This window comes from Streptomyces sp. NPDC047085, from assembly GCF_040643735.1.
In the GTDB taxonomy this organism is placed as follows: Bacteria; Actinomycetota; Actinomycetes; order Streptomycetales; family Streptomycetaceae; genus Streptomyces.
This window is the reverse complement of sequence record NZ_JBEYUW010000003.1, coordinates 395,169-407,242: the sequence shown is the minus strand read 5'-3', so window position 1 is coordinate 407,242 and position 12,074 is coordinate 395,169. Positions and strand designations below refer to the sequence as shown.

Below are 12,074 nucleotides of genomic sequence, written 5' to 3'. Positions count from 1 at the left end.
TGGTGCAGAAGCGAGCGGCCCCACGGTCACTGATCAGCCCCGACGGGATCAAGCACCGGCGGCCGGCAACCCCAGTGGGCGTCAGCCGGTTGCCAGCAGGATGGCCAGCAGGATCGCTCCCGCGATCGCCGGGGCCGCGACCTCGTAGGCCCAGCGCACCGTGATCTCGCCCTGGGCCGACTCCGCCTCGCCGCGCCGCTCAAGGTCGTCGCGCAGGTCGTCCATGACCTTGTCGGTCTCCGCGCGGATGGGCCCCTCGGCGGCGGCTTCCACGCCGCCGAACCCGCCGAGGCCCCCGCCGCCCAGGAGCCCGCCGCGGGTGCGCTCGCCGCGGGCGGCGCGGGCCGCCTCGGCCGCCGCCCGGTTCTGCCGGCGCGTCGCCTTCTTGCGGGCGCGGAGCGAGACGGGGATGGCCCACAGCTGGTACTTGGTGCCGGACTTGGTGATGACCTCGTTGGAGTAGCTGGACCGCAGGGAGGCGATCTCGCCCCAGGGCACGGTGATCACCCGGAAGGGGTTGCGGATCCGCAGCCGGTCGTCGTTGGCGAAGACCGCCGGGCGGACCGTGAAGGCGACCACCAGCGGGATGAGCAGGATCATCCCGGCGAGCGCCAGCCAGGGCGTGCGTCCGTGGCCGCGGATCAGCGCGTCGACGCCCAGCCAGGCGACGAGCGCGAGCAGCAGCACGCCGCCCACGAGTGCCATGGGCGAGCGGTAGATCCGGTCCTTGGCGGTGGGGGCCGGAGGCTGTGACGCGGGAGACTGGTGGTCCGGGGTGGTCATGCTGCCGATTGTGCACCACGGCTGTGCCGCCCGGCCGCCCGCCCGAGGGCCGTAGCGGATCTTTGCCCCTCAGGTCTGCCCTCAGGTCGGCTCGCTTCCCCGCGCCGCCCGGGATCGACACCCGGGGCTGTACAGCTGCTACGCGCGTAGATATGCTCGTCTGGTGACCATGCCCATCACCGCATCCCCCGCACATGCTCTCGCCGACGTCACCGCGTCCGACAGCACGCTGCGCCGCTTCCTCCACGGGCTGCCCGGCGTCGACGCGGTCGGCCTGGAGGCGCGCGCCGCCTCTCTCGGCACCCGTTCCATCAAGACCACCGCGAAGGCGTACGCCATCGACCTCGCCATCTCGATGGTCGACCTGACGACGCTGGAAGGCGCGGACACCCCGGGCAAGGTCCGGGCGCTCGGCGCCAAGGCCGTCCACCCCGACCCGACCGACCGGACGACGCCGACCACGGCCGCCGTCTGCGTCTACCCCGACATGGTGGCCGTCGCCAAGGAGGCCGTCGCCGGTTCCGGCGTCAAGGTCGCCTCGGTCGCCACCGCCTTCCCGGCCGGCCGTGCCGCGCTCGAGGTGAAGCTGGCCGACGTGCATGACGCCGTCGCCGCCGGCGCCGACGAGATCGACATGGTCATCGACCGGGGCGCGTTCCTCGCCGGCAAGTACCTCAAGGTGTACGACGAGATCGTCGCCGTGAAGGCGGCCTGCGGTACGAGTGCCCGCCTGAAGGTCATCTTCGAGACCGGCGAGCTGTCGACGTACGACAACATCCGCCGGGCGAGCTGGCTGGGCATGCTGGCGGGCGCGGACTTCATCAAGACGTCCACCGGCAAGGTCGCCGTCAACGCGACCCCCGCCAACACCCTCCTCATGCTGGAGGCGGTGCGCGACTTCCGCGCCCAGACCGGGATCCAGGTCGGCGTGAAGCCCGCCGGCGGCATCCGCACCAGCAAGGACGCGATCAAGTTCCTGGTCCTGGTCAACGAGACCGCGGGCGAGGACTGGCTGGACAACCACTGGTTCCGCTTCGGCGCCTCCTCGCTCCTGAACGACCTGCTGATGCAGCGTCAGAAGCTGGCCACCGGCCGCTACTCCGGCCCCGACTACGTGACGGTGGACTGATCACCATGGCATCCGCATTCGAGTACGCACCGGCGCCCGAGTCCCGCTCCGTCGTCGACATCGCCCCCTCCTACGGCCTGTTCATCGACGGCGAGTTCACCGAGGCAGCCGACGGCAAGGTCTTCAAGACCGTCAGCCCCAGCACGGAAGAGGTGCTGTCCGAGGTCGCCCAGGCCGGCGAGGCCGACGTCGACCGTGCGGTGAAGGCCGCCCGCAAGGCGTTCGAGAAGTGGTCGGCGCTGACGGGCTCCGAGCGCGCGAAGTACCTGTTCCGCATCGCGCGGATCATCCAGGAGCGCAGCCGCGAGCTGGCCGTCCTGGAGACGCTGGACAACGGCAAGCCGATCAAGGAGACCCGCGACGCGGACCTCCCGCTGGTCGCCGCGCACTTCTTCTACTACGCGGGCTGGGCCGACAAGCTGGACCACGCCGGCTTCGGGGCGAACCCGAAGCCCCTCGGTGTCGCCGGCCAGGTCATCCCCTGGAACTTCCCGCTGCTGATGCTGGCGTGGAAGATCGCCCCGGCGCTGGCGACCGGCAACACGGTCGTCCTGAAGCCCGCCGAGACGACCCCGCTCTCCGCCCTCTTCTTCGCGGACATCTGCCGTCAGGCCGGCCTGCCCAAGGGTGTCGTCAACATCCTTCCGGGCTACGGCGACGCGGGCGCCGCGCTGGTCGCGCACCCGGACGTCAACAAGGTCGCCTTCACCGGCTCCACGGCCGTGGGCAAGGAGATCGCCCGCACGGTGGCCGGCACGAAGAAGAAGCTCACCCTCGAACTGGGCGGCAAGGGCGCCAACATCGTCTTCGACGACGCCCCGATCGACCAGGCCGTCGAGGGCATCGTCACCGGCATCTTCTTCAACCAGGGCCAGGTCTGCTGCGCCGGCTCCCGCCTCCTCGTCCAGGAGTCCATCCAGGACGAGCTGCTGGACTCCCTCAAGCGCCGCCTGTCGACCCTGCGCCTCGGTGACCCGCTGGACAAGAACACCGACATCGGCGCGATCAACTCCGCCGAGCAGCTGGCCCGGATCACCGCGCTCGCGGACAAGGGCGAGGCGGAGGGCGCCGAGCGCTGGTCGCCGGCCTGTGAACTCCCGTCGTCCGGCTACTGGTTCGCCCCGACGCTCTTCACGAACGTCACCCAGGCGCACACCATCGCCCGCGACGAGATCTTCGGCCCGGTGCTGTCCGTTCTCACCTTCCGCACGCCGGACGAGGCGGTCGCCAAGGCGAACAACACCCAGTACGGCCTCTCCGCCGGCATCTGGACCGAGAAGGGCTCCCGGATCCTGGCCGTCGCGAACAAGCTGCGCGCCGGTGTCGTCTGGTCCAACACGTTCAACAAGTTCGACCCGACCTCGCCGTTCGGCGGCTACAAGGAGTCGGGCTTCGGCCGCGAGGGCGGCCGCCACGGCCTGGAGGCGTACCTCGATGTCTGAGAAGACCGAAAAGACCGAGCGTTTCGACCGTCTGTCGGTCTTCAAGACCTACAAGCTGTACGTCGGCGGGAAGTTCCCGCGTTCCGAGAGCGGCCGGGTGTACGAGGTGACGGACTCGAAGGGCAAGTGGCTGGCCAACGCTCCGCAGTCCTCCCGCAAGGACGCCCGTGACGCGGTCGTGGCCGCGCGCAAGGCGTTCGGCGGCTGGGCCGGCGCGACCGCCTACAACCGCGGTCAGATCCTCTACCGCGTCGCCGAGATGCTCGAGGGCCGCAAGGAGCAGTTCGTCCGCGAGGTCGCGGACGCGGAGGGCCTGTCGAAGGCGAAGGCGGCCGCGGTCGTGGACGCCACGATCGACCGCTGGGTCTGGTACGCGGGCTGGACCGACAAGATCGCCCAGGTCATCGGCGGCGCGAACCCGGTCGCGGGTCCGTTCTTCAACCTCTCCTCCCCGGAGCCGACCGGCGTGGTCGCCGTCCTGGCCCCGCAGGAGTCGTCCTTCCTGGGCCTGGTCTCGGTCCTCGCCCCCGTGATCGCCACCGGCAACACGGCGGTCGTGGTCGCCTCCGAGAAGGCCCCGCTCCCCGCCCTCTCCCTGGGCGAGGTGCTGGCCACCTCCGACGTCCCGGGCGGGGTCGTCAACGTGCTGTCCGGCCGTACGGCGGAGATCGCGACGCCGCTGGCCGCACACCAGGACGTCAACGCGATCGACCTCGCGGGCGCGGACGAGGAGCTGGCGAAGGAGCTGGAGATCGCGGCGGCCGACAACCTGAAGCGGGTGCTGCGTCCACAGGCTGTGGATTACGCGGCGACTCCGGGGATCGACCGGATGACCGCGTTCCTGGAGACGAAGACGGTGTGGCATCCGACCGGTTCGCTGGGTGCGTCCGGGTCGTCCTACTGAGGCACGGGAGAGGGGCGGGGCTGCTGTCGCAGACCCCGCCCCTCTCTTGTTCTTTCAGGGCGCCTCAGCGGCCCAGCCCTCCGAGCACCGGGCCCACCACCGGCGCACTTCCCACGGACGGTGCCTGAGCCAGCGGAGCGGTCAGCGTCTGGGAGCCGACCGGCTTGAAGTCGGCCAGTTGGGTGCCCACGCCGTTGTCCAGGGGGTCGACGCCCGTGCCCGCCAGCGGGTTGGGCTTGAGGCCGGCCACCGGGCCGGTGACGTGGCCGACCGTGCCGGTGACGGCCTGGAGGCCGGCCTGGGGGTCGATCTTGCCGAGCGAGGTGGGCCGCCACGGCACGTCCACGGCGGGGGTGCCGGTCTCCGCGTGTGCCGTCGCCGCGCCGGCGCCCAGGGCCGCTCCGGCGGCCGCGAGGGCGATCAGGGTGCGCCGCGCGGTGGGGTGCTGGGAGGAAGTGTGTCGGGCCATCGCTGGTGCCACCTTCTGGTGCGCAGGGTAATGGGGTCGACACGTAGGGTAGTTGAGATGCGGGTCACAATTCAAAGGCGATCTACAAGCATCGCAAGCGATCACTCTGCACGGCAACCGACATACGACATTCGAGCCGTCGACCGATAATCGTCCTTGCCGTACGCTCATGATCGACTGCCGGGAACGAATGGACGACCCCTTCCGTCCCGAACGCATCGATCGCCGAACTCTTCGACCCAAGAGTGACAATTGAGACCGGGGGAATCGTGTCTCTTCAAAGAGTGGATCCACAGGAACGCGTGCTCGCCGCTGCGCACGATTCCGTGCAACTTTCAATGGAACTTGTGTGCCCGCTCGACGGCGCCGCGGTCGGCGAGGTATTCCGCCGCGCACTCGCCGAGGCGCCGCACACCCGAGGATTCATGCAGTTGAGCGGGCGCTTCGCCACCGAGGTCGTGCGCCATCCGAATTCGGACTTCTCGCGCCTGATCCGCACCGAAGTCCTCGAACGCGGCCACCGCCTGCGGCTGCTGGCCGCCCGGATCGCCGTACCCAACACCGGCACGCGCGCTCTGCTCTACGGCGTCCCGGCCCGGCAGGTGCACCTGCGTGTCTCCGACGCGCCACTGCCCGACCTGACCCTGCTGGGCACCGAACTCGCCCTGGTCCGCGCGGCGGGGCCGGAGGGACAGCCGCAGATCCTGCTCGCCCGCCACGAGGCCACCGCCGCGCTGTACCAGTTCCATCAGGTGCTGTGGGGACACGCCAAGGCACTGCTGCCGCCCCCCTCGGACCGTCCGCTGAGCCTGGACGACGCCCAGCGGGAAGTGCTGCGGATGCTCGGCTCGGGCATGAAGGACGACACGGCCGCACGGCAGATGAACGTGTCCGTCCGCACCTACCGGCGGCACGTCGCGGCCATCCTGAGCTCCATGGACGTCAACACCCGCTTCGAGGCGGGCCTGAAGGCCGCCGCGTTGGGTCTGCTGTCCGTGAACTGACCGGACCGCGGCGGACCAGGGCCGGGCGCTGGCAGGTTTCTGCCGACTTTGCCACCCGAGATCTGTTGCTGCCGCGGCGCTCGGACTTCTAAGTTGATCAGCAGATCACGGACCCGGTGCGGCCCCCTGTGCGGGGGCCGCACCCCTGTCCAGCCCATTAGCCCCGCAAGGGACTTGTCCCCCGCTATTCCGTGCCGCGCGCACGCGCAGCGGGCAGAAACGGATGACGGAATGTCCATTGCTTCGGTCACCCTTGCCGATGTCGAAATCGCCGTACTGGCCGTGACGGCCGAGGCTGTCGGTCTCCCCGAAGTGACCCTCGACGACAATCTCCTCGAACTCGGCGTCGACTCGCTGGTCGCCACTCGGATCGTGGCGGTACTGCGCACCCGGTTCGGCGCGGACATCCCGCTGCTCAACGTTTTCGAATACCCGGAGCTGCGCGAGTTCGCCGTATCGGTCCTGGACACGATCCACGACGCGTCCCAGGTATGACCCATGGGCATACCGGGAGAGTTTCCCTACGACGCCGGGCTGCATCCGGGGGGATACACGACACGGCTGTGGACCATGCGGCAACTGGCGGGTCTGTGCAGCGCCGAGACCACCAACAGCCGCTTCAAGTACCTCCTGGAGATGGGCGAGACGGGCCTGTCGCTCGCCTTCGACCTGCCGACCCAGCTCGGCCTCGACCCCGACGAGCCCGCCGCTGACGGCGAGGTGGGACGCACCGGTGTCTCCGTCGCCACCGTGGACGACCTGAAGACGGTGTTCTCGGAGATCCCGCTCGACCGGGTCTCGGTGTCCTTCACCATCAACGCCACCGCCCCGATGCTGCTGGCGATGTGGATCGTGGCCGCCGAGGAGTCGGGCGTGGACCCCGCCGCCCTGCGCGGCACCCTGCAGAACGAGATGCTCAAGGAGTTCCTCGCCCGCAAGGCCTACGTCTACGACCTCGACACCAGCGTGCGCTACGCCCTCGACGTCGTCGAGTACTGCATGGAGCATCTGCCCGGCGTCAACCCCATCTCCGTCTCCGGCGGGCATGCCCGCGAGGCCGGGGCGGACGCCGCGCTGGAGGTCGCCTGCGCACTGGCGAGCGTCGACGCCTACCTGGCCGGGATGGTCGAGCGCGGTCACTCGACGGAGCAGGTGGCCTCCCGGCTCAGCTTCATCTTCGGCACCGACATGGAGGTGTTGAAGGAGGCCGCCAAGCTCCGGGTCGCCCGCCGGCGGTACGCCGAGCGGATGCGCGACCGCTGGGGCGTCACCTCGTCCCGGGCGATGAAACTGCGCGCGCAGGTCAACACGTTCGGATCGGCCCTCGCCTACCAGGAACCCCTCAACAACATCGTCCGGGCCACCCTCCAGGCGGTCGCCGCCGTACTCGGCGGCACCCAGTCGCTGCACGTGTGCAGCTTCGACGAGGCCGTACAGACCCCCGGTCCGCTGGGTGCCCGGATCGCGCTGCGCACCCAGCAGATCCTCGCCCACGAGACCGACCTCGCCCGCTACACGGACCCGCTGGGCGGCTCCCATGTGATCGAGGCACTCGTCGACGAGCTGGGCAAGGACGTCGACGACTGGCTGGAGCGGATCGAGGAACGCGGCGGTATCGCGGCCTGTATCCGCAGCGGCTGGCTGGAGGGGCAGATCGAGGAGCTGGCCTTCCGCGACCCCGGCCCCACCGTGGGCGTGCTGGAGACCTCCCCCTCGGCATCCGAGCAGCAGCTGCTCCAGGCCGAACGCCACACCACGACGGGCGGCCGGCGCGATGTCGAACGCCCGTCCTGCGAGCCCGAGCTCGCCCGGCTGCGCGACGACGCCCGCGCGGGTCGCAACGTCCTGCCGGCCCTCATCGAGGCGGTCCGGCGGCGGGCCACCATCGGGCAGCTGTGTGCCGCCATGCGACCGGCGGACAACGCGTCGGCCCCGCACCAGTCCTGACGCGACCCCACCCCCAGCGGAGTACCCACTCATGCCCCATCTGATCGAGGCGGTCCAGCACGGCGCGGACCCGGACGAACTGCTGGCCTGCCAGGTCCCCGAGTCCTACCGCGCGGTCTTTCTGCGCCGCGAGGACGAGCAGCTGTTCCAGGGCGTCGACAGCCGCGCCAAGGACGTACGGCGCACCCTGCACGTCGGTGATGTCCCCATGCCGGAGCTGGCGCCGGACGAGGTGCTGGTCGCGGTGATGGCGTCGGCCGTCAACTACAACACCGTCTGGTCCGCGCTGTACGAGCCGGTCTCCACGTTCCGTTTCCTGCGCCAGTTCGGCCGCCAGGGTCGCTGGGAGGCGCGGCACGACCGCGACTACCAGGTCGTCGGATCCGACGCGGCCGGCGTGGTGGTCCGGGTGGGCAGTGCCGTACGGCACTGGGCGCCCGGCGACCGGGTGGTGGTCAACCCGCCCTACATCGACGAGCAGGATCCGGTCGCCCAGCGGGACGGAATGCTGACCACGGGCATGCTCGCCTGGGGGTTCGAGACCAACTTCGGCGCGTTCGGCGACTTCGCCGTGGTCCGCGCCTCCCAGCTCATCCCCAAGCCTCCGCACCTGTCGTGGGAGGAGGCCGCCTGCAACACGCTGTGCCTCGGCACCTCGTACCGCATGCTGATCGGTGACCACGGCGCCCGGATCAGGGCCGGGGACATCGTGCTGATCTGGGGTGCGGCCGGCGGGCTCGGCAGTTACGCCGTGCAGCTCGTGCGCCAGGCGGGCGGGATCGCCGTCGGCGTCGTCGGCTCCGGCGACAAGGGCGACCTCGTGGACCGGCTGGGCTGTCATCTCGTCATCGACCGCAACAGTGTGGGCCTGGGCGACCAGGACGACGACGCGTCGGCGTGGCGGGCGCTGGGCTCGGTCATCCGCAAGGAACTCGGCGAGGACCCGCACGTCGTCTTCGAGCACGTCGGCCGGTCCACCTTCGAGACCTCGGTGAACGTGGTGCGGCGCGGCGGTGTGGTGGTGACGTGCGGATCCAGCAGCGGGTACCGGCACGTCTACGACAACCGCTACCTCTGGATGAAGCTCAAGCGGGTCATCGGCAGCCACGGCGCGAACATCGACGAGGCGTGGGAGGCGAACCGGCTGCTGCGGCTCGGCATGGTCGTGCCCGCGCTGTCCCGGGTCTTCCCGCTGGAACAGGCGCCGGAAGCGACCCGCTCGGTGCAGCTCAACGCGCACGAGGGCAAGGTGGGCCTGCTGAACCTGGCGACCGCCGAGGGCCAGGGCGTGGAGGACCCCGGGCTGCGCGAGCGGATCGGCGAGGACCGGCTGCGGCTCTTCCGTGACCACGCCGGGCAGGTGGCGCGGTCGTGACCACCGTCGAATCGACCCCGGCGCAGCCGCCCCGTAGTGTCGCCGAGGCGTTCCGCCGGCAGGCCGCCCGCACGCCGGAGGCGATCGCCGTCGCCACCGCGGACGCGGAGCTGAGCTACCGCGAACTCGACCGCCGGTCGGACGCGTTGGCACGGGCGCTCATCGCGCGGGGTGTCCTGCCGGGCGACCGGGTCCTGGTGTGCCTGGAGCGGTCGGCCGCGCTGGTCGTCGGTCTGCTCGCGGTACTCAAGGCGTCGGCGGCGTACCTTCCGGTCGACCTGGGCGAAGCCCCCGAACGGCTGGCGGGGATCGTCGCGGACGCCGAGGTGCGGCTCGCCCTGTGCGACGCGGCGGGTGGCGACGTGCTGGCGGCCCACGACGTGCCGCTGCTCCGCCACGACCAGCCCGGTGCTGACGCCGGCTCCGGCCCCGCACTCCGGGCCACCCCGGAGGACGTCGCCTGTGTGATGTACACCTCCGGATCCACGGGTCGGCCGAAGGGCGTCATGGTGCCGCACCGGGCGGTGCTGAACCTGGTGCGGGAACCGAACTACGTGACGCTGGACGCCCGCGACCGGCTTCTCCAGCTCGCCCCGGTCGCCTTCGACGCGGCCACCTTCGAGATCTGGGGTGCCCTGCTCAACGGCGCCCGGCTGGAGGTGGCGCCGCCCGGTCCGCTCGACCCGGCCTCGCTGGGCGAGCTGCTGCGGGCACGGAGCATCAGCGTCCTGTGGCTGACCGCTGCGCTCTTCCACCGTCAGATCGATTTCTCGGCACGGTCGTTGGGCTCGCTGCGGGTGGTGCTGGCCGGCGGTGACGTGCTGTCCGTGGAGCACGTCCGCCGGCTCCGGGAGGCCGCCCCGGGCCTGGAGATCGTCAACGGCTACGGCCCGACCGAGGCCACCACCTTCTCGCTGTGCCACCGGATCGCGCCGGACGAGGAGTTCCCCCGCTCGGTCCCGATCGGCGTGCCGGTCCAGGGCGCCGAGGCGGAGTTGCGGGACGACTCCGGCGCGGTCGTACCCGAGGGCGCCGAGGGCGAGTTGTGGATCACCGGCGCGGGGGTCGGCCTCGGCTACTGGCGCCGCCCGGACCTGACCGTGGAGCGGTTCGTCGCGGACGACACCGGACGCACCTGGTACCGCACCGGCGACCTGGCCCGCCGCCGGGCCGACGGTGCCCACGAGTTCCTCGGCCGGATCGACGGGCAGGTCAAGCTGCTCGGGCACCGCGTCGAGCCGGGCGAGATCGAGAACCTGCTGGCGGAGCATCCGCACATCGGGCAGGCCGCCGTGGGCGTGCGCACCAATCTCGTCGGCGATCCGAAGCTGGTCGCCTGGGTGACCGTCACCGGCCCGCTGGACCGCCGGGCGCTGCGCGCCTCGCTGCGCCGAAAGCTGCCCGAGTACATGGTCCCGACCCTCTTCGCGGCCATCGACGCGCTGCCCGTCACCGCCAACGGCAAGGTCGACCGGACCGCCCTGCCCACCCCCGAGTGGCGACGTAAGGAGAACTATGTCTGAGGTGCGCGACCGGCTGGCCGGCACCGTCACCGCGGTCTGGACCGAGGTGCTCGGCATCGACGGGATCGGACCCGACGACGACTTCTTCGACCTCGGCGGGGATTCGCTGGTGGCGACCAGGCTCACGGTTCTGCTGGAGGAGCGGCTCGGTGTCGAGGTCCCCCCGCTGATGGTGTTCGACCACCCCACGGTCGACGAGCTCACCACCGAACTGGAGAAGGCCCATGCCGACCGATTCTGAAGCGTCCCAGGCCCGGACCCCGGGGAAGCGGGACGTCCGGCTGTGGATCGCCGGGACCAGCGTCTCGCTGTTCGGCGACGCCGCGCTGTGGATCGCCCTCGGCATCTGGATGAAGGACCTGACGGATTCCGACGGCGCGGCCGGGCTGGCCTTCGCCGCCTATGTGGTGCCCCGGCTGGGCGCCCCGTTCCTCGGTCTGGTCGTGGACCGCTACCGGCGCAGACCGCTGATCGCACTGATCAACTTCGTCCTGGCCGGATGGGTCTGCCTCGCCTTCCTCGTCCAGGACAAGGACCAGGCGTGGCTGCTGTATCTGGTGTTGTTCGGCATCGGCCTGGGCGTCGGCATGCACAACGCGGCGGGCAGCGCGCTGCTCACCCGTCTGGTGCCGCCCGACGATCTGGGGACCACCAACGCGCTGATGCGGACGCTCCAGGAGGGCGGCATGCTCGTCGCGCCCGCCGTCGGCACGCTTCTGTACACCATGGTCGGCGCGCGCGCCGTGGCCGCCCTGGAGGTGGTGACCTTCCTGTTGTGCGCCGTGTGTGTGCTCGCGGTACGGGTGGACGAGCCCGAGCCGCAGCGTCCGGAGGGCCGGCTCAGGCAGGAACTCCTGGCCGGCGTACGGCACCTGGCGCGCACCCCGCGGCTGCGTGCGGTGTCGGTGGCGATGGGGTTCGGCCTGCTGGGCTTCGGCTTCATCGAGACCCTGATCTACGCGGTCACCGACGAGGGACTGCACCGCAGCGCGACGTTCGTCGGTGTGCTCACCGTCACCAAGGGTGTCGGCTCGGTGCTGGGCGGTGTGGCCGGGGGCCGGGTGCTCAAGCGGGTGGGTCCGGGCCGGGAGGCGCTGCTGACCGTCCTCGGACTCGGCACGATGGGCCTCGGCTGCGCCCTGCTCATCCTGCCCGGAGTGGCGGTGGCGCTGGCGGGCGTGTTCGTGATCGGCCTGGGCATCCCGGGCGCGGTCGTCGGCCTGTACACATCCGTGCAGCGCAACTCCCCGGACGGACTCCAGGGCCGCGTCGCGTCGGCCGCCAGCATGCTTGCGACCGCGCCCCAGGTGCTGGCCGTGGCCACCAGCGCCGCGCTGATCGCCGCCGTCGACTACCGGGTGCTGCTGGGCGTCATGGTCGTCCTGATCGTGAGCAGCTCCTGCTATCTCGGCCTGCGGGTGCGGACCTTCACGACCGCGCCGGGGCCCGGCCCCGCCGCGCAGACGCACTCCGCGTCCGCCGCCGCGGAGTGACGTGC

12 protein-coding genes are annotated in these 12,074 nt (G+C 71.0%); 10 read left to right on the top strand and 2 right to left on the bottom strand.

Annotation, left to right across the window (positions count from 1 at the left end; translation table 11 throughout):
- Nucleotides 1–81: 81 nt before the first annotated feature.
- Entirely contained in the window at nt 82–783 is a 702-nt protein-coding gene (locus ABZ865_RS12870; protein WP_361228251.1) for a PH domain-containing protein, read from the bottom strand.
- A gap of 169 nt (nt 784–952) precedes the next feature.
- Between ABZ865_RS12870 and deoC the strand changes: the two genes are divergently transcribed.
- The 3 genes from deoC to ABZ865_RS12855 are packed head-to-tail and all read left to right on the top strand — an operon-like array spanning nt 953 to nt 4,258.
- Nucleotides 953–1,912, top strand: coding sequence for a deoxyribose-phosphate aldolase (gene deoC, locus ABZ865_RS12865; RefSeq protein ID WP_361229658.1), 960 nt, complete (start codon nt 953–955; stop codon nt 1,910–1,912).
- A gap of 5 nt (nt 1,913–1,917) precedes the next feature.
- The gene (locus tag ABZ865_RS12860; protein WP_361228248.1) at nt 1,918–3,354 is read left to right on the top strand and encodes an aldehyde dehydrogenase family protein; all 1,437 of its coding nucleotides are present in this window, start codon (nt 1,918–1,920) and stop codon (nt 3,352–3,354) included.
- The gene (locus ABZ865_RS12855; protein WP_361228244.1) at nt 3,347–4,258 is read left to right on the top strand and encodes an aldehyde dehydrogenase family protein; all 912 of its coding nucleotides are present in this window, start codon (nt 3,347–3,349) and stop codon (nt 4,256–4,258) included. Before ABZ865_RS12860 ends, ABZ865_RS12855 begins: the two co-directional genes overlap by 8 nt.
- A gap of 64 nt (nt 4,259–4,322) precedes the next feature.
- On the opposite strand, the gene ABZ865_RS12850 is transcribed toward ABZ865_RS12855, so the two are convergent.
- Entirely contained in the window at nt 4,323–4,727 is a 405-nt protein-coding gene (locus ABZ865_RS12850; RefSeq protein ID WP_361228241.1) for a hypothetical protein, read from the bottom strand.
- 338 nt (nt 4,728–5,065) lie between these two features.
- Between ABZ865_RS12850 and ABZ865_RS12845 the strand changes: the two genes are divergently transcribed.
- The 7 genes from ABZ865_RS12845 to ABZ865_RS12815 all read left to right on the top strand — a co-directional run bounded on the left by ABZ865_RS12845 (nt 5,066) and on the right by ABZ865_RS12815 (nt 12,069).
- A complete protein-coding gene (locus ABZ865_RS12845; protein ID WP_361228239.1) occupies nt 5,066–5,731 on the top strand; it encodes a helix-turn-helix transcriptional regulator in 666 nt (221 codons plus the stop codon).
- 231 nt (nt 5,732–5,962) lie between these two features.
- On the top strand, nt 5,963–6,226 hold the full coding sequence (locus ABZ865_RS12840; RefSeq protein ID WP_361228237.1) for a phosphopantetheine-binding protein: 264 nt from the start codon (nt 5,963–5,965) through the stop codon (nt 6,224–6,226).
- Between the two features lie 3 nt (nt 6,227–6,229).
- A complete protein-coding gene (locus ABZ865_RS12835; RefSeq protein ID WP_361228234.1) occupies nt 6,230–7,678 on the top strand; it encodes a methylmalonyl-CoA mutase family protein in 1,449 nt (482 codons plus the stop codon).
- Between the two features lie 31 nt (nt 7,679–7,709).
- Nucleotides 7,710–9,053, top strand: a complete 1,344-nt coding sequence (gene ccrA / locus ABZ865_RS12830) for a crotonyl-CoA carboxylase/reductase (protein ID WP_361228231.1) — start codon at nt 7,710–7,712, stop codon at nt 9,051–9,053.
- The gene (locus ABZ865_RS12825) at nt 9,050–10,576 is read left to right on the top strand and encodes an amino acid adenylation domain-containing protein (RefSeq protein ID WP_361228228.1); all 1,527 of its coding nucleotides are present in this window, start codon (nt 9,050–9,052) and stop codon (nt 10,574–10,576) included. Before ccrA ends, ABZ865_RS12825 begins: the two co-directional genes overlap by 4 nt.
- Complete coding sequence (locus ABZ865_RS12820) at nt 10,569–10,817, top strand: phosphopantetheine-binding protein (RefSeq protein ID WP_361228225.1); 249 nt, start codon at nt 10,569–10,571, stop codon at nt 10,815–10,817. The genes ABZ865_RS12825 and ABZ865_RS12820 overlap by 8 nt, the downstream gene beginning before the upstream one ends.
- Nucleotides 10,801–12,069, top strand: coding sequence for an MFS transporter (locus ABZ865_RS12815; RefSeq protein ID WP_361228222.1), 1,269 nt, complete (start codon nt 10,801–10,803; stop codon nt 12,067–12,069). The genes ABZ865_RS12820 and ABZ865_RS12815 overlap by 17 nt, the downstream gene beginning before the upstream one ends.
- The last annotated feature ends 5 nt before the right edge of the window (nt 12,070–12,074 follow it).